Annotated in this window: 23 protein-coding genes; 15 read left to right on the top strand and 8 right to left on the bottom strand. The window is 52.4% G+C overall.

Translation table 11 applies throughout. The annotated features are described in order from the left end of the window. Nucleotides 1-18: 18 nt before the first annotated feature. The 3 genes from kdsA to ftsB are packed head-to-tail and all read left to right on the top strand — an operon-like array spanning nt 19 to nt 2,583. On the top strand, nt 19-876 hold the full coding sequence (gene kdsA / locus ACVL1J_RS08185; protein ID WP_159571104.1) for a 3-deoxy-8-phosphooctulonate synthase: 858 nt from the start codon (nt 19-21) through the stop codon (nt 874-876). A 47-nt stretch (nt 877-923) separates the two neighbouring features. Beyond that, nucleotides 924-2,207, top strand: coding sequence for a phosphopyruvate hydratase (eno, locus tag ACVL1J_RS08190; protein ID WP_159571101.1), 1,284 nt, complete (start codon nt 924-926; stop codon nt 2,205-2,207). A 46-nt stretch (nt 2,208-2,253) separates the two neighbouring features. Next, the gene (ftsB, locus tag ACVL1J_RS08195; RefSeq protein WP_394672554.1) at nt 2,254-2,583 is read left to right on the top strand and encodes a cell division protein FtsB; all 330 of its coding nucleotides are present in this window, start codon (nt 2,254-2,256) and stop codon (nt 2,581-2,583) included. On the opposite strand, the gene hslO is transcribed toward ftsB, so the two are convergent. Further along, entirely contained in the window at nt 2,580-3,509 is a 930-nt protein-coding gene (gene hslO / locus ACVL1J_RS08200; RefSeq protein ID WP_394672553.1) for an Hsp33 family molecular chaperone HslO, read from the bottom strand. The genes ftsB and hslO overlap by 4 nt on opposite strands. A gap of 24 nt (nt 3,510-3,533) precedes the next feature. Next, entirely contained in the window at nt 3,534-4,058 is a 525-nt protein-coding gene (locus ACVL1J_RS08205) for a gamma carbonic anhydrase family protein (protein WP_491665272.1), read from the bottom strand. 51 nt (nt 4,059-4,109) lie between these two features. On the opposite strand from ACVL1J_RS08205, the gene ACVL1J_RS08210 reads away from it, so the two are divergent. From ACVL1J_RS08210 to ACVL1J_RS08250, 9 genes are read left to right on the top strand one after another with little or no spacing between them, the layout of a single operon-like run. After that, nucleotides 4,110-4,946: a ferritin-like domain-containing protein gene (locus tag ACVL1J_RS08210; protein ID WP_491665273.1), complete on the top strand. Its 837-nt coding sequence runs from the start codon at nt 4,110-4,112 to the stop codon at nt 4,944-4,946. Nucleotides 4,947-4,961: 15 nt separating this feature from the next. After that, entirely contained in the window at nt 4,962-5,846 is an 885-nt protein-coding gene (locus ACVL1J_RS08215) for a 3',5'-nucleoside bisphosphate phosphatase (RefSeq protein ID WP_341236988.1), read from the top strand. A gap of 11 nt (nt 5,847-5,857) precedes the next feature. Further along, a complete protein-coding gene (locus ACVL1J_RS08220) occupies nt 5,858-6,514 on the top strand; it encodes an L-threonylcarbamoyladenylate synthase (protein ID WP_159571086.1) in 657 nt (218 codons plus the stop codon). Beyond that, complete coding sequence (locus ACVL1J_RS08225) at nt 6,514-7,170, top strand: site-2 protease family protein (RefSeq protein ID WP_341236987.1); 657 nt, start codon at nt 6,514-6,516, stop codon at nt 7,168-7,170. Before ACVL1J_RS08220 ends, ACVL1J_RS08225 begins: the two co-directional genes overlap by 1 nt. 6 nt (nt 7,171-7,176) lie before the next feature. Next, nucleotides 7,177-8,214, top strand: coding sequence for a tryptophan--tRNA ligase (trpS, locus tag ACVL1J_RS08230; protein ID WP_341236986.1), 1,038 nt, complete (start codon nt 7,177-7,179; stop codon nt 8,212-8,214). A 1-nt stretch (nt 8,215) separates the two neighbouring features. Then, on the top strand, nt 8,216-8,803 hold the full coding sequence (locus ACVL1J_RS08235; RefSeq protein ID WP_159571079.1) for a class I SAM-dependent methyltransferase: 588 nt from the start codon (nt 8,216-8,218) through the stop codon (nt 8,801-8,803). Beyond that, entirely contained in the window at nt 8,804-9,682 is an 879-nt protein-coding gene (gene dapA, locus ACVL1J_RS08240; RefSeq protein ID WP_341236985.1) for a 4-hydroxy-tetrahydrodipicolinate synthase, read from the top strand. A 24-nt stretch (nt 9,683-9,706) separates the two neighbouring features. Then, on the top strand, nt 9,707-10,864 hold the full coding sequence (gene bamC, locus ACVL1J_RS08245) for an NlpB/DapX family lipoprotein (protein WP_159571073.1): 1,158 nt from the start codon (nt 9,707-9,709) through the stop codon (nt 10,862-10,864). Nucleotides 10,865-10,869: 5 nt separating this feature from the next. Continuing rightward, nucleotides 10,870-11,688 (top strand): MBL fold metallo-hydrolase, encoded by an 819-nt coding sequence (locus ACVL1J_RS08250; RefSeq protein WP_201301483.1) that lies wholly within the window; start codon nt 10,870-10,872, stop codon nt 11,686-11,688. An 85-nt stretch (nt 11,689-11,773) separates the two neighbouring features. Here ACVL1J_RS08250 and ACVL1J_RS08255 read toward each other — a convergent pair whose 3' ends face one another. Continuing rightward, nucleotides 11,774-11,998 (bottom strand): hypothetical protein, encoded by a 225-nt coding sequence (locus ACVL1J_RS08255; RefSeq protein WP_159571070.1) that lies wholly within the window; start codon nt 11,996-11,998, stop codon nt 11,774-11,776. A 238-nt stretch (nt 11,999-12,236) separates the two neighbouring features. Beyond that, nucleotides 12,237-13,388: a cupin domain-containing protein gene (locus ACVL1J_RS08260; protein WP_159571067.1), complete on the bottom strand. Its 1,152-nt coding sequence runs from the start codon at nt 13,386-13,388 to the stop codon at nt 12,237-12,239. A gap of 100 nt (nt 13,389-13,488) precedes the next feature. Between ACVL1J_RS08260 and ACVL1J_RS08265 the strand changes: the two genes are divergently transcribed. After that, a complete protein-coding gene (locus tag ACVL1J_RS08265; protein ID WP_159571064.1) occupies nt 13,489-14,037 on the top strand; it encodes an FKBP-type peptidyl-prolyl cis-trans isomerase in 549 nt (182 codons plus the stop codon). On the opposite strand, the gene ACVL1J_RS08270 is transcribed toward ACVL1J_RS08265, so the two are convergent. From ACVL1J_RS08270 to ACVL1J_RS08280, 3 genes are all read right to left on the bottom strand, one after another. Further along, on the bottom strand, nt 14,034-15,053 hold the full coding sequence (locus tag ACVL1J_RS08270; protein ID WP_341236983.1) for a hypothetical protein: 1,020 nt from the start codon (nt 15,051-15,053) through the stop codon (nt 14,034-14,036). The genes ACVL1J_RS08265 and ACVL1J_RS08270 overlap by 4 nt on opposite strands. Continuing rightward, a complete protein-coding gene (gene mutS / locus ACVL1J_RS08275) occupies nt 15,050-17,614 on the bottom strand; it encodes a DNA mismatch repair protein MutS (RefSeq protein ID WP_341237012.1) in 2,565 nt (854 codons plus the stop codon). The genes ACVL1J_RS08270 and mutS overlap by 4 nt, the downstream gene beginning before the upstream one ends. Nucleotides 17,615-17,694: 80 nt before the next feature. Further along, the gene (locus ACVL1J_RS08280) at nt 17,695-18,462 is read right to left on the bottom strand and encodes an inositol monophosphatase family protein (protein ID WP_201301482.1); all 768 of its coding nucleotides are present in this window, start codon (nt 18,460-18,462) and stop codon (nt 17,695-17,697) included. Between the two features lie 43 nt (nt 18,463-18,505). Between ACVL1J_RS08280 and ACVL1J_RS08285 the strand changes: the two genes are divergently transcribed. Next, nucleotides 18,506-19,312, top strand: a complete 807-nt coding sequence (locus tag ACVL1J_RS08285) for an RNA methyltransferase (RefSeq protein WP_159571058.1) — start codon at nt 18,506-18,508, stop codon at nt 19,310-19,312. Between the two features lie 69 nt (nt 19,313-19,381). Further along, nucleotides 19,382-20,149, top strand: coding sequence for a serine O-acetyltransferase (gene cysE, locus ACVL1J_RS08290; protein WP_201301481.1), 768 nt, complete (start codon nt 19,382-19,384; stop codon nt 20,147-20,149). On the opposite strand, the gene ACVL1J_RS08295 is transcribed toward cysE, so the two are convergent. After that, nucleotides 20,146-20,973, bottom strand: a complete 828-nt coding sequence (locus ACVL1J_RS08295; RefSeq protein ID WP_341236982.1) for a UDP-2,3-diacylglucosamine diphosphatase — start codon at nt 20,971-20,973, stop codon at nt 20,146-20,148. The two genes, cysE and ACVL1J_RS08295, sit on opposite strands and share 4 nt — an antisense overlap. Nucleotides 20,974-20,990 lie beyond the last annotated feature (17 nt).

The raw sequence follows: 20,990 nt of genomic DNA on the forward strand, positions 1-20,990 counted from the left end.
CCAACAGGAGGACACCTCATGAAACTATGCAATTTTGAAGTGGGTTTGGACAAACCTTTTTTCCTGATCGCGGGCCCATGTGTCATTGAAAGTGAACAAATGGCCATGGACACTGCGGGTCAACTCAAGGAAATCTGCGAGTCGTTGGGCGTGCCTTTTATTTACAAAAGCTCGTACGACAAAGCCAACCGCAGTTCAGGCAAAAGCTTTCGTGGTTTGGGCATGGACAAGGGGTTGGACATTCTGGCCAACGTGAAGAAAGCCTTGAATGTAAACGTGTTGACTGATGTTCATGCCATTGAGGAAATTGCGGCAGTAGCCAGCGTGGTGGATGTGTTGCAAACCCCCGCGTTTTTGTGCCGCCAAACCGATTTTATTGAAGCAGTGGCCACGTGCGGTAAACCAGTCAATATCAAGAAGGGGCAGTTTCTGGCCCCCGGCGACATGGTCAATGTAGTGGACAAGGCGCGCGCGGCTGCCATTGAGGCAGGCGGCGATGGCAAAAATATCATGGTGTGTGAACGCGGCGTCAGCTTCGGGTACAACAACCTGGTTTCAGACATGCGAAGCCTGGCCATTATGCGCAACACAAATTGCCCAGTCGTATTTGATGCCACACACAGTGTGCAGCTGCCAGGTGGGCAGGGCACAGCAAGCGGTGGTCAGCGTGAATTCGTACCCGTGTTGGCCCGCGCGGCGGTGGCAGTGGGTGTGGCAGGGTTGTTCATGGAAAGTCATCCTGACCCGGCCAAGGCCATGTCAGATGGCCCCAACGCCTGGCCTTTGCCCCGCATGAAAGCCTTGTTGGCTACTTTGCAGGAACTGGACCGTTTGGTGAAGTCTGGCCCACTGGCCGAAACAGACCTGATGAAATAAACAGGCCGAGTATTCAAAACAGAATTTAATCCATCCAAGAGGAAACTATGAGCGCAATTGTTGACGTGATTGGTCGTGAGGTTATTGATTCTCGCGGCAATCCCACCGTGGAATGTGACGTGCTGCTGGAAAGTGGTGCAATGGGCCGTGCGGCCGTGCCCTCTGGTGCGTCTACAGGTACCCGTGAAGCCGTTGAACTGCGCGACGGTGACAAATCCCGTTATTTGGGCAAGGGTGTATTGCGCGCGGTTGAAAACATCAACACAGAGATTTCTGAAGCAATTCTGGGTCTCGATGCACAAGAGCAAGTGTTTCTGGATCAAAACCTGATCGATCTGGACGGTACAGAGAACAAATCACGCTTGGGCGCCAATGCCACTTTGGCAGTGTCCATGGCAGTGGCCCGCGCAGCAGCCGAAGAAACCGGCTTGCCTTTGTATCGCTATTTTGGCGGCATGGGCGGCATGAGCCTGCCAGTGCCCATGATGAACGTGATCAACGGTGGTGCACACGCCAATAACAACCTTGACTTGCAAGAGTTCATGATTTTGCCAGTGGGTGCGCCTTCTTTCCGTGAGGCCATTCGCTATGGTGCTGAAGTGTTCCATGCCTTGAAAAAGATCATTCACGACAAGGGCATGTCCACTGCCGTTGGCGACGAGGGCGGTTTTGCACCTTCAGTGGCCAATCACGAGGCTGCCATTCAAATGATCATTCAGGCCATTGAAACTGCAGGCTTTGAGCCTGGCACGCAAGTGGCTTTGGGTCTGGACTGTGCTGCCTCTGAATTTTACAAAGGCGGCAAGTACAAGTTGGCCGGTGAGGGCATGGAGCTGAGTTCGCAGGAATTCGCGCACCTGTTGGAAAGCTGGTGCAACAAGTACCCAATCATTTCCATCGAAGACGGCATGGCCGAGGACGATTGGGACGGTTGGGCTTATTTGTCAAAAACCATGGGCCGCAAAGTACAGTTGGTGGGCGACGACCTGTTTGTAACCAACACCAAGATTTTGGCCGAAGGCATTGAAAAGAACATTGCAAACTCCATTCTGATCAAGATCAATCAGATTGGTACATTGACTGAAACCTTTGCAGCCATCGAGATGGCCAAGCGTGCGCGTTACACCGCAGTGATCTCACATCGCTCGGGCGAGACAGAAGACAGCACGATTGCCGACATTGCTGTGGGTACGAATGCAATGCAAATCAAGACCGGTTCAATGAGCCGTTCGGACCGTGTTGCAAAATACAACCAGCTGTTGCGTATTGAAGAAGACTTGGGTGACATTGCCTACTACCCAGGCCGTTCAGCCTTCTACAACCTGGATTAATCGGTATTAATCAAAGGTGGCCCCGCACAGCGGGGCCTTCTTGTATATGAACCCCAGGCTGATCTCACTCGTCCTTTTTGCTTTGCTGATTTTGCTTCAATACCCCTTGTGGTTCGGCAAAGGGGGGATGCTGCGCGTTAGCGATCTGCAAGGCCAGCTTGAGCAGCAAAAACAGGTGAATGAAGCATTGCGTTTGCGCAATCAACAACTTGAAGGCGATGTGCGCAGTTTGAGTGAGGGTGTTGAGGCGATCGAAGAACGTGCCAGAAACGACTTCGGCATGATTAAAAAAGACGAAGTATTTATTCAGTTGATTGAGCCCCGCGGACAGCCTGCGGCCGCACCGCCTGGTGCAGCTGCAAAACCTGCGAATTAATGCAGAGTGGGCGGCAAGGGAGGCTGATCCCCGTCGTTTTGAGCCTCGTCGGTGAACAATGCATTGCAATCGTCTCGGGTAAAAGAATAGTTTGCATTGCAGAAATCACATTGAATTTCCACTGTCGGGTTTTCCGATAAGGCGTCGTCAAGCTCGGCCTGCCCCAGAGTCAGCAACATTTTCCCAACTTTTTCGCGTGAGCAGGTGCATTCAAAGTGCGCTTGGCGCTCTGCCAGACCATCTGGGTCTTCTTCCCAAAAAAGCCGCTTTGCCAACTCGTCGGTTTCGATTGTCAGGTGTTCTTCCGTTTGCAGTGTGTTAATCAAGGCTTTTAAGCGGTCCCAGCCATCGGCATCAAATTCTTTGCTTGAAGTAATGCCCCCGTGTTGTGGCATTTGCTGAAGCATGACACCGGCTGCGGTTGTTGCGTCCGAATTCAAAATCAGGCGGGTTTCCAGCTGTTCACTGCTGTGCATGTACGCTTCAAGAGAATCGGCCACGGTGCTGCCTGCAAGCGGCACAATGCCTTGGTAGGGGGCTTGTCCCGGCAGGCGGTTGCGTGGATCCAGAATAATGGCGCAAATGCCTTTGCCTGTTGCATTGACCAAGTCTTTGAAGCTGGCATTCTCAGGAATTTCAGCATCTTCAGCAAGCTTGACAGTGGCACGCAAGCCCAAGCGGCTGTTGCATTCAGCAACCAATAAACGAATTGGCCCGTCGCCTTGTATTTGAATAATCAAGGATCCCTCAAACTTCAGGGATGCGGACAACATGGTGCTGGCAGCGACCAATTCACCCAGTACTTTTTGAACAGGCCTTGGGTAGTCGTTGTTTTGAACCACTTGTTGCCAAGCCTTGGAAAGGTGGACCAAGTGCGCGCGGCAACTGGATTGATCAAAAATCAGGGTACGTAGAGTGTCGGTCATGGATACTAATTGGGGCTGCTAAGATTAATCGTCAATTCTTTCAAGTGTTTCTTTGAACAACTTGGCTTTTTGTACATAGAAGGCGGCGCCAATCAGGCGGGCCACTTCATCGTCGTTCAAGGTTCGGATCACTTTTCCAGGCGAGCCTACTACCAGGGAGCGATCGGGAATTTCCTTGCCTTCGGTGATCAGGGCGCCGGCGCCGATGATACAGTTTTTTCCGATCTTCGCACCGTTCAACACCACTGAACGAATACCGATCAAACTGCCTTCACCCACTGTGCAGCCGTGCAAACAAGCCTGATGCCCCACAGTGACATTTTTGCCCACAACCATGGGGTAGCCGATGTCGGTGTGCAGCACAGCGCCTTCCTGCACATTGCTGCCTTCCATGATGTGGATTAGTTCGTTGTCGCCGCGAATCGCCGCAAAATCCCAAACCGAGGTGTTTTCATCGAGCTGCACTTTGCCAATGATGCTGGCCATTTCAGCTACATAGGCGCTGGAGTGCACGGTGGGCGTTTCGCCGTTGATTTTGTACTTGGCCACAATTGTCTCCTGTGTCGGGGTGTTGCCATGGTTTGTTTGCCTTAAAATACCATGATCGATCCCTTATGCAGTGTGCTCATGGGCAGTGAACTTGAACAAACTTTGAGACAAACCGCCTTGCAGGCTTTGGAATGTAAAGATTCCCTGGAGAAGGTGCGTCTTGTTCTTGCAATTGATGTGAGCTTGCCCCTTGGGAGTCAAGCAAGCTTTTGCTCCCGTGTGGGGCGGCCAGACAAGCCTGAGCTGGTTCACCCTGCGCGCGTGCCCACACGAAAAGTCAGTCAACCCGTGGGGCGGGGCATGTTGCTGCACTCACTGGCCCATATTGAATTCAATGCAATTAACTTGGCGCTCGATTTGCTGGTTCGTTTTCCTTTCATGCCTGAACAGTTTTATCTGGACTGGCTGAAGGTGGCCAAAGAAGAGGCGCTTCACCATTCGTTGTTGTGCGACCGTCTTGCGGCGTATGAATTGACGTATGGGGACTACCCTGCACACGACGGCCTGTGGCAAATGGCCGAAAAAACCAAAGAAAGCTTGCTGGCGCGACTTGCACTGGTGCCCAGGTTACTGGAGGCACGGGGGCTGGATGTGTCGCCTGCCATACGTGAGAAACTGGCTGCAGCTGGTGACATGGAAAGCGCCAAAGTGCTAGACATTATTTTGCGTGATGAAATTGGGCATGTGGCCATTGGCAACCGCTGGTTCAATGAAGTGTGCAACAATGAATTACGCGATCCCATTGAAGCGTTCGAATATTGTCTGCGGGAATACACCGCACCACAGCCCCGATCGCCGTTCAATTTCAAGGCTCGCGCCCAGGCTGGTTTCTCTGAAGAAGAGTTGGCCTGGTTGATGCAAGTTGAATTGGAGCAATCGGCCCAATAAGCCAATTGCAAAAGTATGAGTAAAGCAGCACAAATCAATTGGAGTGATCCGCATTTGATCAATGCGGATTTGCATTGCCACTCCACCACATCGGATGGCACGTTGACGCCAGAAGAGTTGGCAGAACGCGCAGCCGCCAACGGTGTACAAATTTGGTCATTGACCGACCACGATGAGGTGGGTGGTTTGGCCCGAGCGTCAAAAGCCGCCGCTGAACACGGCATGATTTTTATTCCTGGTGTTGAAATCTCGGTGACCTGGTCTGCGGTGACCTTGCACATTGTGGGTTTGAATGTTGATTACGTAAACTCACCCCTGGAGAATGGCTTGGTCAGCGTGCGAAATGGACGCACCGAACGTGCCATGGAAATGTCACGCCAACTGGAAAGGGTTGGTATTGATGGCGTGTACGAAGGTGCCTTGAAGTTCGTGGGTAATCCCAACCTGATCAGCCGCACACATTTTGCGCGTTGTCTTGTAGAAAGGGGCGTTTGCAAAGACATTCGTGAAGTGTTCGAGCGCTTTTTGACCCCCGGTAAGCCCGGCTACGTGCCGCATGAATGGGCCAGCCTGAAACAGGCGGTGCAATGGATTCTCGATTCAAATGGCCAGGCCGTGATTGCGCACCCTGGGCGCTACGATTTGAATCCCATGCAGATGGACGAACTGGTTACCCAGTTTGTGAAGCTGGGCGGGGAGGGCATAGAGGTGGTAACGGGCAGCCACACCACCGATCAGTACGCCACCTATGCACGCAAGTCGGTGCGCTCAGGTTTGAAGGCGTCGCGTGGGTCCGATTTTCATGGTCCCACTGAATCCAGGGTTAATTTGGGTGAATTGCCCCGTCTGCCGGATGGTTGCGTGCCAATCTGGGATAATTGGGGCAAGTTGTTCAGCTAACAGGATCCCCATTGGCGCAGTTATTCAACGTTCACCCCCAAAATCCGCAATCGCGTTTGTGCAAGCAGGCGGCTGACCTGATCAATTCAGGTGGCATTGCCGCCATTCCAACGGACAGTTGCTACGCCCTGGTGTGCCATCTCGATGATAAAAATGCAGTAGAACGTTTGCGCAGGCTGAAAGGTATTTCCGAGAAACAGCACTTGGCCTTGCTATGCAAAGACTTGAGTGAACTGGGTAGCTACGCCAAAGTGAACAATGTTCAATACCGCCTGTTGAAGTCGGTTTTTCCGGGGCCTTACACCTTCATTCTTGAAGCAACCAAAGAAGTGCCCAAGCGGGTTTCGCATCCGTCCAAAAAATCAATTGGTTTGCGCGTGCCTGCTCACGCGGTGGTGCAGGGCTTGCTCGAACACATTGAAGGCGCGTTGATTGCCACGACTTTGCAACTTCCGGGAATGGAAGAGCCGGCACGCAGTGGCTGGGAAGCCCAAGAGGCTGTGGGCAATGATGTCGATTTGATTGTGGACGATGGCGAATATTGTGGCGCTTTCCCGACCACAGTGATCGACTGGACTGGCGAAGATCCGGTGGTAGTGCGTGTGGGTGCCGGGCCTTTAACCGGCCCGCTCGAGCCAGTCAACATTGAAGAACAGGAAGAGCTGTAATGGATTCAAGCATCATTCAAACGATTGCGGTGTATGCACTGCCGGTGTTGTTTGCCATTACCTTGCATGAGGCTGCGCATGGTTATGTAGCAAGAATGTATGGCGACAACACTGCGATGTACGCGGGTCGAATTACGTTAAACCCGATCAAGCACATTGACCCTGTGGGCACAATTCTGGTGCCAATCGCAATTTTGGTGTCTTCGAGCTTAATGGGAGTTGGCGCTTTTCTCTTTGGCTGGGCCAAGCCCGTACCCGTGAATTTCGGGAATTTGCGCAATCCGAAAAAAGACATTCGTTTCGTGGCATTTGCCGGTCCAGGTGCAAATTTCATCATGGCCCTGATGTGGGCGCTCAGTCTGAAATTACAAATTGTTACCGGTTTGAACGAACCATTTTTCGCTGAAATGGCCAAGGCCGGTATCGTGGTGAACCTGGTGTTGGCGGCTTTGAACCTGTTACCCATTTTGCCGCTGGATGGTGGTCGAATTCTGTTCAGCTTCCTGCCCAGTTCTGCAGCCTATAGTTTCAGCCGCACCGAGCCCTATGGCATGATCGTGCTCATTGCACTCTTGATGCTGGGTATCTTGCCCATGTTCATTCAGCCCGTTGTTAGTGTCGGGTTGAACGTGCTAACCCTTTTGTTTAATTTTTAAGCCACCATGTTTGCTGAACGCGTATTGTCGGGCATGCGCCCAACCGGTTTGTTACACCTTGGCCATTATCATGGCGTGCTGAAAAACTGGGTGAAACTGCAAAATGAGTTTCCCTGCCTGTTTTTTGTGGCCGATTGGCATGCGCTGACCACGCACTACGAAACCCCTGAAGTGATCAAGGAAAACGTGTGGGACATGGTTGTTGACTGGCTTGCTGCGGGCGTAGATCCCGAGAAAGCCACCTTGTTTGTTCAATCGAAGGTGCCCGAGCATGCCGAGTTGCATTTGCTGCTCTCGATGAACACGCCGTTGAGCTGGCTTGAACGCGTACCCACTTACAAAGACCAACAGGAAAAGCTCAGCGACAAAGACTTGGGCACCTATGGCTTTCTGGGCTACCCGCTGTTGCAGTCAGCCGATATTCTTATTTACCGAGCAACGCAGGTGCCGGTGGGCGAGGACCAGGTGCCGCACATTGAATTAACACGTGAAATCGCGCGGCGCTTCAACCACTTTTACAGCAAGGAAAAGTTGCTGAATGCGAAAGGTGCCGAAATTGGCCGCAAGCCGATTTTACTGGAGCCCAAGGCTTTGCTGACTGAAGCCAGCAAAATGCCGGGCCTGGACGGTTTTAAGATGTCCAAGAGCTACCAAAACACCTTGGCCCTGCGTGAAACACCCGAAAACATTTCTCAAAAAGTGCGGAAAATGCCCACCGATCCCGCTCGGGTGCGCCGCACGGATCCCGGTGACCCCTCGAAATGTCCCGTGTGGCCGCTGCATGAAGTGTATTCCGATGCCAGCACCAAGCAGTGGGTACAAGAGGGGTGTAAATCGGCGGGAATTGGCTGCATTCAATGCAAAGAACCGATTATTCAAGCGATCACCGATGAATTGGCTCCCATGCGCGAGCGTGCAGCCATGTACACGGAGAACCCGACACTGGTGCGCAAAATAATCAGCGAAGGTTGTGAGCGTGCGCGTGCCATGGCCAACGACACCATGAAAGACGTGCGCAAGCACATGGGTCTGGATTATTCCTGAGATGACTGAACACCATGCCAACCCTGCCATGGCGCCTTCACCATGGGTTCGCCTTTGTGTGGAAAGCCTGCATGCCTCGGGTGCTGTCAAGCCGGGTTTAAGGGCACTTGACCTTGCTTGCGGCGGTGGTCGCCACGCTCTGTATTTGGCTTCTCTTGGTTACACGGTGCATGCTGTTGACAAAAATACGCCAGACACCATTTGGCCCGTCAATGTACAGTTTGAGGCCATGGATCTGGAGCAGGCTGATTGGCCTTTGGCCGGGCAGCAATACGACTTGATCGTGGTGACCAACTACCTGCATCGCCCACATTTTGCGAACCTTTTGGCTAACCTGAAGTCTCAGAATGCAGTGCTGGTTTATGAAACCTTCATGGATGGCAATGCGCAATTCGGTTCGCCACGCAGCCCGCAGTTTTTGCTGCAACCGGGCGAATTACTTTCCCGTATGTCTTCATTGAATGTAATGCGTTTTGAACAGGGGCTGCGAAGCATTCCAAGCCCTGCAATGATTCAACGGGCCATGGGCATTACAGGTGCTTGGTCTGAGATACAATCTGGAACAATAACACTCACTCAAAGGGACTAAATGATCACTGGCAGCATTGTCGCGATTGTTTCGCCGATGTTTGAAGACGGGTCGCTGGACTATGACAGTTACCGTCAGCTCATTGATTGGCACATTGAACAAGGTACCGACTCGATCGTAGCGGTAGGAACCACTGGCGAATCGCCTACTGTGGACGTTGAAGAGCATGGCGAGCTGATCCGCGTTGCTGTGGAGCAGGCTGCTGGCCGCATACCTATTATTGCGGGTACCGGCGGCAATTCAACCACCGAGGCAATCGAGCTTACTGAATTTGCACGCAAGGTGGGCGCCGCTGCCAGCTTGCAGGTGGTGCCTTACTACAACAAACCCACCCAGGAAGGCATTTACCTGCACATGCGCAAGGTGGCCGAGGCTGTAAATCTGCCAGTTATTCTGTACAACGTGCCAGGGCGCACGGTGGCCGATATGGCGCATTCTACGGTTGTACGGCTAAGCCAGGTCGATGGTATTGTGGGCATCAAGGAAGCCACTGGCAACCTTGAGCGTGGCGCGTGGCTGATCCGCGATACAGCGCCCGATTTTGCGGTGTATAGCGGAGACGATCCCACCGCCGTGAATTTGATGCTCATGGGCGGGAAAGGCAATATTTCGGTGACTGCCAACGTGGCCCCCAAGTTGATGCATGAACTGTGTGTTGCTGCCATTTCAGGCGATTCGAAAACTGCACACGCATTGAATTTGAGTTTGCTGGATTTGCACCAGGCCATGTTTGTACAGGCCAACCCAATTCCCGTGAAATACGCATTGAGTAAAATGGGCAAAATGGCACCGGGTGTGCGCTTGCCACTAACTCGACTGGAATCCAATTTTCACCAAACCGTGGACGCCGCCTTGCGTGCGCACCGGTTGATCGACTAAAGACGACTTAAGGCTGTGAAACAAATGGAATTGAACAAGACAACCTCTTTCAAACTGTTGCTGATCGTAGCGGCTGTATCCACTGCGGCAGGCTGCGCCTCCTACAAAGAGGCTGTGGAAGGACAGAAAACGGCATACCGCACCGCTGAAAAGCGGGAGCAGGGCCTTGAAGTGCCGCCCGATTTGACTGCTCAGTCGGCTGATGAGCAATTCCTGATTCCCGGTGAGTCTGGTTCAGGTTCTGTGTCGGCATCGTCTTTCTACAGCGGCGGCGGTACTCGTCCCGCAGCAGCACGTCCACAAGCGCAGACCGAGCCCATACTGGTGGCTTCTGAAGATGTAAAAATCAAGCGCGTGGGCAATTTGCGTTCTCTGGAAGTGAAAATGCCTCCGGAACAACTGTGGCCCAAGTTGCGTGAATTCTGGAAAGACACAGGATTTGAGTTGGCAGTGGATGATCCCAAAATTGGTTTAATGGAAACCAACTGGGCTGAAAACCGGGCAAATATTCCCTTGGATGGAATTCGCAAGGTTATCGGTACTGTATTTGATGGTATTTACTCCAGCAATACCCGTGACCGTTACCGTACCCGTGTTGAGCCCATTGCAGGGGGTGTTGAAATTTTCGTGACCCACCGTGGTATGGAAGAAAACTACACCGATCAGTCTCAGTCCAGCCTGGTGTGGATGAGTCGTCCTTCTGATCCCGAACTTGAAGCCGAAATGCTGAACCGCTTGATGGCCAAGCTGACAGGCGATGAAAAGGCTGCAGCAGCGGCAGGTCGCCCAGTCACCCAAGAGTTGATTTCCGTGCAGAAGAAACCTGAAGGAACGTCGATCATATTGGCTGAGGATTTTCCGTTGGCATGGCGACGCGTGGGCTTTGGTCTTGATCGTGCCGGCTTTATCGTCGAAGACCGTGATCGCTCCAATGGTGTGTACTACGTGAAGTACATTCCTGATTCGGCCTCGGCGGAAGGCGAGAAAACCGGTTTCTTCGGAAAACTTTTCGGTGGTGCATCCAATGACAACACCCTGAAAGCAGATCAACGCTTCCAGGTGGTTGTTGCGCCTGAAGGTAACAAATCAACCTCGGTCAAGTTTACTTCCGAGCGTGGTGCGGCTGTTGATGCTGCAATTTCCGAAGAAGCGGCAACCAAGCTGGCCGGTAAACTCCGGTAATTGGTGTGCGCTTTGCGAGTCTGGGCAGTGGTAGCGAAGGCAACAGTTGGCTGTTTGAATGCAGGCTGACTGATGCCCCCACACGCCTGATGGTGGACTGCGGTTTTGCTGTCAAGGAAACCGTGGGGCGCCTTGAGCGCGTTGGACTTGCGCCTGGGGATGTCGACGCCATTGTGGTCACCCACGAGCATGGTGATCACATTGGTGGGGTGTTCAAGTTCAGTCGAAAATTTGGCACCCCCGTGTATTTGACGCACGGTACCTGGCGTGCCGCGTTGAGATCCAAATTGACCGACGAGGATTATCTGCAATCGGGGCGGGTGGTGTTAATTGACAGCCATTCCCCGTTTAGCGTGAAAAGCCTGACTTTGCACCCATTTCCCGTGCCTCACGATGCTGCTGAACCGATTCAAATGCTGATTGAATCGAAGTCGGGGTTTGTCACTGGCATTCTGACCGACTGTGGCAGCGCTACGCCGCATTTGGTGAACATGTTGAACCGGGCGCATGCCCTGATTCTCGAATCCAATCACTGCCCTGAAATGCTGTCCAATTCGCCTTATCCGCCAAGCTTGAAAAAAAGGGTAGGCGGCGATTATGGGCACCTGAGTAATCAGGTGGCTTGCGACATTCTCAGAAGGCTTGATTCCGGCAGTTTGCAGTTTGTGGTGGCTGCTCATTTAAGCCAAACCACGAATTGTCCCAATGTGGTTCAACAAATGTGGGCCGAGGTACTGACCCCACGGGGAATTGCGTTTGACATTGCCTGCCAGGCGGAGGGTTTTGGTTGGACCAGTCTTGATTCAAGGCAAATAGCCGCTTGATTTTTTTCAGCTGAATCAACAAAAAAGCCCCATGGTTTTCACCTGGGGCTTTTTGTTTTCAATCGCTTTTACAAGCGAATTGAATTTACTTCTTTTCTTCTTCAGCTGGGGCAGCTGCTGGCTCAGTAGCGGCTGGCTCAGTTGCTGCTGGTTCCATTGCTGCTGGCTCAGTTGCTGCTGGCTCAGTAGCTGCAGGAGCTTGCTCAGTTACTGCAGGCGCTGCTGGTTCAACAGGAGCTGCTTCTTCTTTCTTGCCACAAGCGGCCAAAGCAACTGCAAACAAAGATGCGATCAAAATTGAGTTTTTCATGTTTATTCCTTTTGGGGTCACGAACTAGGCGCCGATTCAAGCGCCTTTTTTAGAGCAAATAGGCTCACAAGAGAACCCAGAATCACCCATTTTCCTGCCGGGTGTTCAAGCACTCAAGCGGAAAACTCTGCAAATTCTAACGAATAGCCCGTCAAATTCAAGTCATTGTTTCGACCTTATTTTCGAAGCAAAATTCTATTGACTTTGCCGAGTCGTTTCAAATTCTAAATGAAATTAATCATATTAGGGTTTCTACCCAACCGGCTTTTGCAAAACCAATTAAAAAATACTGAAATTCAGGGTTTTTTAATGCTTCTGCGGCGTCGGTTGGCTCCATTTCACGCTGGTTTGCGAGCTTTTGCAGCTGTTTAACGGTAAGGGCACTGGTCGGGTTGACAGCGTCGCCATTGATATAGAAAACCTCATCTTTGAACAACATTTTAGTTTTCATGCTTAATGCAATGCCGCGCACGCCAAGTACACTAATTATTTCCGGTATATCTTGATCGTCTGTGTTGTTTACAAAATACACATGAGGCTTGGGTTCGGTCAGCAAAATCCCCATGCTGCGCTGTATTTGAGGCGATTGCGCTGAAAACTGCTGAATCAAATTAAAACCGAAATTCAGCATGTCGTCAGGAATTTCTGCGGGGTTTTTCTGTAGCCCTCGCGCTGGGTCAGAAAACAATTTTTGAGTCATGCCTGGATCTTGTTCAATTTGATCGGCCATGTCGCGCAAAATACCGCTTAGAACCTCCGCTTGTGTGGGTGCTCTGAATCCAATGCTTAGTGTCGAGCAGGTGCCCTCTGCGATCCCATCGTGACCATAATTGGGCGGCAGGTAAAGCATGTCACCAGGTTCGAGCACAAATTCCTCTGTTGGCTCGAACTCCTTCAGTATTTTCAAAGGTACGCCTTCTTCGAGTTCCTTGTTTAAAAGCGGACCGATCTTCCAGCGCCTTTTGCCATGCATTTGAAGCAAAAATACATCGTAGGAGTCGTAATGTGGGCCCACGCCGCCACCGTCGCTGGCCAGGCTGAGCATGATGTCATCAAGGCGCGCATCGGGAATAAAGCGAAACAGTTGTAGCAGATCGTAGGCCTCGGGCAGGTGATGGTCGATGCCCTGGATTAGCACGGTCCATGCCTTTTTCTTCATGGGTGGAAGCTCGTCAAACGGCCCTTGCTCGAGTGTCCAGCCGTTTTTTCCATATTGAATCAAGCGACTTTCAATGTCTTCATCCGAGGCCATCTCGGCGATGGTGTCCAGATCGCAAAGGGGTTCAAAATTCGGGAACGCTTGACGAAAAAGGAATGGTTTGACGTGCCAGTGTTCGGTCATGAACTGTTCAGTGGTCAGATTGGCGATTTGGGTGAGGGGTTTGATCATCTGCGGGAGCTTTATTTGGGTGATTTATCGATTACGGGTATCATAGGCCACCTTAAAAGACTGCCCACTGTTCGGGCGCTGATTTCTGGAGTTATGTACGATGATTGTTGAGCACGGCACGGTGGTTACCCTTGATTTTGAGCTGCGTGATGCGCAGGGTGAACTGATTCAGGAACATGGTGGCGAGCCGATCATTTACCTGCAGGGCAGCGAGAATGAAGTATTTCCGAAACTTCAAGAGGCTGTACTCGGCAAGGCTGTTGGCGATGAAGTGTTTGCTCAGCTAGAGCCCGAGGATGCATTTGGTGACTTTGATCCGGAGCTGATGCGGGTTGAGGACATTGAAATGTTCGGCGAAGAATTGGAAATCGGCATGCAACTGGAAGAAGTGCCTGTCGACGACGAGAACGAGCCAGACGAGCAGGCCACCGAGGAAAACACGGGTTTTGGCCGGGTTTGGACAGTGACTGACATTGCCGAGGGCAAGGTGGTACTGGACGGCAATCACCCGTTTGCTGGCATGGCTCTGCGATATCACTTGAAAGTGCTGGACATTCGCGCAGCCAACGAGGAAGAAAAGGCGCAAGGCGCAGCAGCCCAATCGTTGTTCAGCGTGGCGCCCAATCCGGGTGCAGGCAAGTTGAACTAATTGCTGACTTCTGGGGCGGGTAGCGAAATACTGCTGGCCTCAAAAGGCATCTTGGTGCCGGGTGTTACCGTGACCGGTACCCATGCGTTCATGAACGGATGGCCCCAGCCTTCGACCCGATAGAACAGTGCATCTGTTTCGGGTGTTCCCCCAAATCGTTTAAGACTGGGTTTGTCCCATTTAAACCTGTGTGTGTCGCCGTGCGCCAACAGCACAGGGCGCTTGGTGGTGTTGATGTATTTCACCAAGCTTTTCATAAAGCGGGCATATCCATTTTTGACTGGATTGCTGCCTGCACCGCCTGATCCATCAATTGGATTGCCTTGAATGGCGATCACGGTTTCCGTGAGGCGTGGGTCTGCCTTGTCGAACAGTTGTTCTGCTTCCGCAAGCCAGGATTCAATGGCCAGGGAACGTGCCTCGAATAATTGTTTTACTTTTTTTGTGCTGGCATTTCTGGATTTTGGGTTGAGCAGGTCGTTGTTACTGCCGGGGATATTCAAGCTCAGGAACAGCGTGCTACCTTGAGTCCACATCAGGTGTTCAGGGTAGGGGTGCTTAATTTGCTGGCGAATCGGGAAGCCTTGTTTGCCCAGTGTGCGAGATTTTGAGAAGGCTTGTTTGCGTAAAAATTCCAGGCGCTCCTGCGTGTCAAAATTTCCGTTTGATGATCGGTGGCAATCAGTCCATTCGTTGTCGCCGGGTACATACACCAAGGGCTTTTCGCTTTGTTGTAGTTGATCCAGTCTGCGTTCAAGCAAGTCATCGGAGCAGGGCTCGTTGCCGCCTTTGATGTCGCCAATGTGCAATATCCAGCTTACATGGCGTTCCCGCCCGATTTGTTGTATCAGCTGGCTGGTTGCAGGTTCAAAAAAGTTGTTGTAAGGCTGGTCGCCGATGAGTGCGAAGCTGAAACTGTCGGTATGTGAATTGGCCGATACCCATGGGGTGGCAATGGACAAGACCACCAGCAAAGTAGCCGCACAGGTTTTGCTTACCGTGCGGCGCAAGTTCATGTATGAAGGCCCTTGAGCTGAAAAATCAACTGCAGTGCTTCTCTGGGGCTGAGCTCATCGGGGTCGATCTCGTTGAGCTTTTCGAGAATCAGGTTCACATGCTGCGGGCTGGCCGGTGCTTCGGTGTCTGTTTCAACCGGCAGGTCGAACAAATCCACTTGCGTCGTCATGGCGCGTTTTTCAGCTTCCAGTTGGTCCAGTCGCTTTTGTGCATTTTTTACCACCAAGGCTGGCAAGCCTGCCAGTTTGGCCACTTGCAGGCCGTAACTTTGGCTTGCAGGGCCAGCCTCGATGCGGTGCAAAAATACCAACTTGCCTTGGTGCTCGGTGGCAGACAAATGAACATTGAATACGCTGTCCAGCTCGTTGCCCAGCGCTGTGATTTCAAAATAATGCGTGGCAAACAGTGTTAAGCATTTGTTGGTGTTGGCCAGGCGCTTGGCAATTTCCCAGGCCAGTGACAAACCGTCGAAAGTGGAGGTGCCACGCCCAATTTCGTCCATGATGACCAAGCTGTGTGGCGTGGCTTGGCGAACAATGGTGGCAGCTTCGGTCATTTCCACCATGAAGGTGGAGCGGCCGCCAGCCAGGTCATCGGATGCGCCGATTCGTGTAAAAATTCTGTCAAGCACCCCAATTTGTGCACTGCTTGCCGGTACGAAACTGCCCATGTGAGCAAGCAACGCAATCAGCGCGGTTTGGCGCATGTAGGTGCTTTTACCGCCCATGTTCGGACCGGTGATCAGCGCCATGTGTTTGCCTGGGTGTAATGCACAGTCGTTCGGTGTGAATTGTTCTACCTGAACTTCCAGCACGGGGTGGCGACCCTGGTGAATATTCAGCAAGGCATGGGGCAGCAACTGCGGGCGCACCCAGTTGGCTTCGAAAGCCACAATGGCCAACGCAGCTAGTGCATCGAGTTCAGACAGTTCACGTGCACACCGTTGCAAAAACGGCGTGAATTGGCCCAGCCACACCATCAGGTTTTCGTAAATTACTTTTTCAAGGTTCAGGGCTTTGTCTTTTGCAGACAATGCTTTTTCCTCAAAGACTTTCAGTTCTTCGGTGATGTAACGCTCGGCATTTTTCATGGTTTGCCGACGAATGTAGTGTGCGGGCACCTTTTCGGCCTGCGCGCTGCTGACCTCAATGTAAAAACCATGCACGCGGTTGAACTCGACTTTCAGGTTGGCAATGCCAGTGGCTTCGCGTTCCTGTTTTTCAAGCTCAATTAAAAACTGCCCGCTGCCGGTTTGAATATTGCGTAATTCATCCAGCTCGGCATGATAGCCGTCGGCGATTACACCGCCGTCGCGAATCAGCACAGGCGGATTTTCGGCCAAGGCCTGCATTAATTCTGCCAGCAACTGTGGGGGTGCTTCCAATGCCTGCAGTGCAGTGTTGAATTCATTGTCGCCAAAGTTTGCAATCAGTTCAGCAACTTGCGGCAGCGCTTGCAGGCTTTCCCGCAGCGCCAGCAAATCGCGAGGCTTGGCCGTTTGCATGGCCACACGGCTGCTGATGCGTTCAATGTCTGCCATGGCGCGCAAGGTTTTCACCAGTGCGAAACAGGCCGGTTCAGGCGCCTGGCCCAAAGTGGCAAGCAGGTGCTGTATTTTGTTTTGTCGTGCTTCAATGGATTCAATACTGCGAAGGGGTTCTAGCAACCATTGGCGCAAGCGCCGCGCACCCATGCCGCTGCCTGTGCGGTTGATCCGTGAAAACAGGGTAGGGGCTGGCTCGCCCCTCAATGTTTCAGTCAATTCCAGATTGCGGCGTGCGGCTTCGTCAAGCACCAGAAAGTCTTGCTCGTGTTCAACCTGAATATCGGACACGTGCTTGAAGGTATCGATGCTAAGGTGAGTTTCCTTGGCATATTGCAAAGCTGCGCCCATGGCGGGCACGGCAAGCTTGGCTTTGTGTAGTTCAAGGCTTTCGAGATTCGCAGCCTGTAATACCGACTGCAAATGGGTTTGCGCAAAACCGGCATCGAAGTGCCAGGCGGGCCGCTCAAAGCTACCCGTGATTTGGCTTTGCTGCGCCCAGCTGCGGTTGTTCACCAGCACTTCGGCCGCGTTGAAGCGGCTGATGTGCGCAGCCAATGCGCCTGAATCACATTCGAGCAAACGAATGGAGCCAGCTGACAAGGCCAGGCAGGCGACACCCCAATACTTGCCATCTTCGGAATACAGGCTAAGCAAGGTTTTGTTTTCTTGATCAGGCAGCAGGGTTGATTCGGTCAGTGTGCCTGGCGTAACCACCCGCGCCACCTTTCGCTCCATGGGGCCTTTGGTCAGGCCTGGCGTGCCCACCTGTTCGCAAATGGCCACTGAATGCCCCAAGGCAACCAGCTTGGCCAGGTATTGGTCTGCGGCGTGAAATGGTACGCCAGCCATGGGTATGGGCTGCCCGGCAGATTGACCCCGATGAGTCAGGGTGATTCGGAGTAATTGTGCGGCCAGTTGGGCATCGTCAAAAAACAGCTCGTAAAAATCGCCCATGCGATAAAACAGCAGCTTGTCTGGGTATTCGGCTTTCAGCGTGAGGTACTGCTGCATCATCGGCGTGTGGCTTTCAAACGCCTGTGATGCGGCCTGGTTGTTTGTACTCGCTTGTTTGCTCAACTGGGTCCCTGTTTGTTTTATTTGAAGCTCAGCAGGTATTGAAGTGCTTTGGGGTTTCCGGCTACTGCGTCGCCAGTTGCCATGTAGGTGTCGTTGCCTTGTGGGTCGGTAATCAAACCACCTGCCTCGGAGACAAGCAACACGCCTGTTGCCAAGTCCCATGGCTTCAGGCCAAAACACATGTAGCCGTCCAGGCGACCGCAAGCCACATAAGCCAGGTCGAGAACGGCTGAGCCTGATTTGCGAATACCTGCGGTGCTCTCAGTCAGGGCCAGCATTTTACGCTTTACGCCAAGGGAGCCTTCATTCTGGCCGCTCGGGAACGCAAAACCCACCAAAAACTCGTTAGGTTTGCTGCGCTTGGAAACCCGGATGCGACGGTTGTTCAAGAACGCACCTTCGCCCTTGGAGGCGGTGAACAGATCGTTCGTGGCTGGGTTGTACACCACGGCCTGTTGCACATTGCCATTGACGCGAAGTGCGATAGAGATGGCATAGTGTGGATAGCCATGAATGAAGTTGGCCGTGCCGTCGATGGGATCGATCACCCACTCGTAATCTGATTTGCCAGAGGCGCCGCTTTCCTCGGCTAGAATGGCGTGATCGGGAAAGGCTTGCTTGAGCACGTCGATAATGGCGCTTTCAGCGGCCTGATCGGTTTCGGTGACGAAATCGTTGGGCCCTTTGACTCCGATTTTTACCTGATCGAGGTCAAGCTCCGCTCGGTTGATGATTTTTCCCGCAGCGCGAGCGGCTTTCACCGCCACGTTCAACATCGGATGCATGGCCTTTCCTTTCAATTTGAATACGTTTAACCCGACATTATAAATGACCGCAGCCATTTCCCTCGAATCCATTTCAATTGTTCTCGTAAAAACAAGCCATCCGGGCAATGTTGGTTCAGTGGCGCGTGCCATGAAAACCATGGGCCTGAGTGATTTGCGACTCGTTGAACCCAAAACGACAGACATTTGCAGCGCTGATGAGGCGATTTCGCTGGCCAGCGGTGCCACGGATGTACTTGAAAAGGCTCGAATTTTCAATACTTTGCCCGATGCCTTGGCAGATCGAAGTGTTGCATTTGCCTTGTCAGCGCGTTTGCGGGACCTGGGCCCGCGTTTACAAAGCCCCCAAGAGGCGGCACAGGAAGCCTTGAAATTAACTGAAAGCGCAGTAGGCGCTGCTTTTGTATTTGGTGCTGAACGCACGGGTTTGAGCAATGATGAGTTGCTGGTGTGTAACCGGCAGGTGACGATTGCTGCCAATCCGGCATATAGCTCGCTCAACCTGTCACAAGCGGTGCAAATTGTTGCTTACGCCTTGCGCACTGAATGGGCCGCCGGGCAGTTTGATCTGGAAGAAGATTCCTTGGCTGGCACTTTGGCAAAAGGCGAAAAACTGGCCACCGTGAAGGCTGTGGCTGATTTGCAAGCCCATTGGTTACAGGCAATGCAGGCGGTGGACTTCATCAACCCGGACAAGCCGAAAAAAGTAGTTCAGCGTTTGGCCAGAATGTTGGCCAAAACCCCTTTGGAACAAGAGGAAGTGGATATGCTGCGCGGGTTTTTTTCAGATGTGATCCGAGTGGTAGACGATCGCCTTTATCCGCATGAATTCGAGCGCAAGAAGCCTTGATTCAGCCGTGATACACTGCGGCGACCAGTGTATACGTACCAATAACAATTGATCCAAGGTTTTCCGCGCATGTGGATTCGACTACAAGAAGACATTGACACGATTTTGAGGAAAGACCCGGCGGCCCGAGGGCGTTTGGAAGTGTTCCTGTGCTACCCCGGTTTGCATGCCTTGATTTGGCATCGCCTGGCCCACAATGCATGGGCGGCTGGTTTCAACACGCTCGCGCGGTTTTTGTCTCATTTGGGTCGATTTTTTACTGGTATTGAAATTCATCCAGGTGCCAATATTGGCAGGCGCGTATTCATCGACCATGGCATGGGCGTGGTCATTGGTGAAACTGCTGAAATTCATGATGACGTCACCATTTACCAAGGGGTTACGTTGGGCGGTACTTCACTGGCCAAGGGCAAGCGCCACCCCACGCTGGAAAAAGGCGTGGTCGTGGGCGCAGGTGCGCAGGTGCTGGGTCCCTTTGTGGTGGGTGAGGGCGCCAAGATAGGCTCGAACGCTGTGGTCACGAAGCCAGTACCGGCAGGAGCCACCGCGGTGGGCAATCCCGCCCGAATGATTCTGAAAGCGGCTGAACGAACGCCTGACGAAGTGTTGACAGGTGCGGCGAAAACCAAGGAAGAGTTTTTGGCCTATGGAGTGTCTAAAAACGGAGATGACCCACTGATCAAGGCGATGCATGGTTTGATTGATCAGGCCATCGCTCAGCAGCAGCGAATCGAACAACTTGAAAAGCAACTGAGCAAAGGCAAAGCAGAGCCGGATTGCGGCGATTCCGTGGACTGCGAAGAACTGAAAGCCTTGAATAAACTGGTGGACAATTAATTGAACAGATTCAGGCTGAATTCCCCGGTGCTGAGTAATTTCAAGAAACCGCCCTTTGGGCGGTTTTTTTCTGGTTCATCGAAGTTCCAGTCGGGCAAAACGATTCGCTGACCCTTTTGCAGTTGTCCTTGAGTGCTTTCGGGTACCAGGGGTGCCTGGCTATCGAGCGTGCCGTGTATGGCACAGCGGTGGGTGTGGCCATGCAATATGACATCGCTTTTTCCCACGTAGTAGCCATCGGGCCAATTGCCCTTGAATGACTCAGCCACAGCGTGCAGATTGGCGTCCATAATACTCATGGCACTGTTGGCCTTGTGTAATTTGCTTTCGCTGCGAATGGCCTTGGCCATTTCAAGACGTTGTTCGAGGGGTAGTGCCAGAAAGTTTTTTTGCCACTTGTCGTCACGGCTTTGAAGCCTGAACTTTTGATAGGCCTTGTCATCTGTGCAAAGCTGATCGCCATGCGTAATCAATACGACTTGGTGATTGATCTGCAAAAATTCGGGATCGGGAAGAATCTCGAGCCCCGCTGCTTCGGCGAATTGATCGCCCAGAAGAAAATCACGGTTGCCATGCATGAAATACAGTGTCGCGCCGGTAGATTTTGCGCTTTGAACAGCCTTGATAACGCGCTCGCTGGTGCTGTCGCTGTAGTCGTCGCCGTACCAAACCTCGAACAGGTCGCCGAGCAAAAAGACAAGTGTGTTTTCCTGGGATACGCTAACAAGCCAATTCTCGAAGGCGTCCAGTGTTTTGGGGGTGTGTTCTGACAAGTGCAGGTCGGAGGCAAAGAATGCAGCACCTTGTTGAGGAATTTCTATCAACTTGTTACCTGATTATA

The sequence above is a fragment of the Limnobacter sp. G6BE5S genome, assembly GCF_058448965.1.

Coding starts and splice junctions, on each gene's coding strand:
- kdsA (WP_159571104.1), top strand. CDS start 19: ATGAAACTATGCAATTTTGAAGTGGGTTTGGACAAACCTTTTTTCCTG.
- eno (WP_159571101.1), top strand. CDS start 924: ATGAGCGCAATTGTTGACGTGATTGGTCGTGAGGTTATTGATTCTCGC.
- ftsB (WP_394672554.1), top strand. CDS start 2,254: ATGAACCCCAGGCTGATCTCACTCGTCCTTTTTGCTTTGCTGATTTTG.
- hslO (WP_394672553.1), bottom strand. CDS start 3,509: ATGACCGACACTCTACGTACCCTGATTTTTGATCAATCCAGTTGCCGC.
- ACVL1J_RS08210 (WP_491665273.1), top strand. CDS start 4,110: ATGATCGATCCCTTATGCAGTGTGCTCATGGGCAGTGAACTTGAACAA.
- ACVL1J_RS08215 (WP_341236988.1), top strand. CDS start 4,962: ATGAGTAAAGCAGCACAAATCAATTGGAGTGATCCGCATTTGATCAAT.
- ACVL1J_RS08225 (WP_341236987.1), top strand. CDS start 6,514: ATGGATTCAAGCATCATTCAAACGATTGCGGTGTATGCACTGCCGGTG.
- trpS (WP_341236986.1), top strand. CDS start 7,177: ATGTTTGCTGAACGCGTATTGTCGGGCATGCGCCCAACCGGTTTGTTA.
- ACVL1J_RS08235 (WP_159571079.1), top strand. CDS start 8,216: ATGACTGAACACCATGCCAACCCTGCCATGGCGCCTTCACCATGGGTT.
- dapA (WP_341236985.1), top strand. CDS start 8,804: ATGATCACTGGCAGCATTGTCGCGATTGTTTCGCCGATGTTTGAAGAC.
- bamC (WP_159571073.1), top strand. CDS start 9,707: ATGGAATTGAACAAGACAACCTCTTTCAAACTGTTGCTGATCGTAGCG.
- ACVL1J_RS08255 (WP_159571070.1), bottom strand. CDS start 11,998: ATGAAAAACTCAATTTTGATCGCATCTTTGTTTGCAGTTGCTTTGGCC.
- ACVL1J_RS08260 (WP_159571067.1), bottom strand. CDS start 13,388: ATGATCAAACCCCTCACCCAAATCGCCAATCTGACCACTGAACAGTTC.
- ACVL1J_RS08265 (WP_159571064.1), top strand. CDS start 13,489: ATGATTGTTGAGCACGGCACGGTGGTTACCCTTGATTTTGAGCTGCGT.
- ACVL1J_RS08270 (WP_341236983.1), bottom strand. CDS start 15,053: ATGAACTTGCGCCGCACGGTAAGCAAAACCTGTGCGGCTACTTTGCTG.
- mutS (WP_341237012.1), bottom strand. CDS start 17,614: ATGATGCAGCAGTACCTCACGCTGAAAGCCGAATACCCAGACAAGCTG.
- ACVL1J_RS08280 (WP_201301482.1), bottom strand. CDS start 18,462: ATGCATCCGATGTTGAACGTGGCGGTGAAAGCCGCTCGCGCTGCGGGA.
- ACVL1J_RS08285 (WP_159571058.1), top strand. CDS start 18,506: ATGACCGCAGCCATTTCCCTCGAATCCATTTCAATTGTTCTCGTAAAA.
- cysE (WP_201301481.1), top strand. CDS start 19,382: ATGTGGATTCGACTACAAGAAGACATTGACACGATTTTGAGGAAAGAC.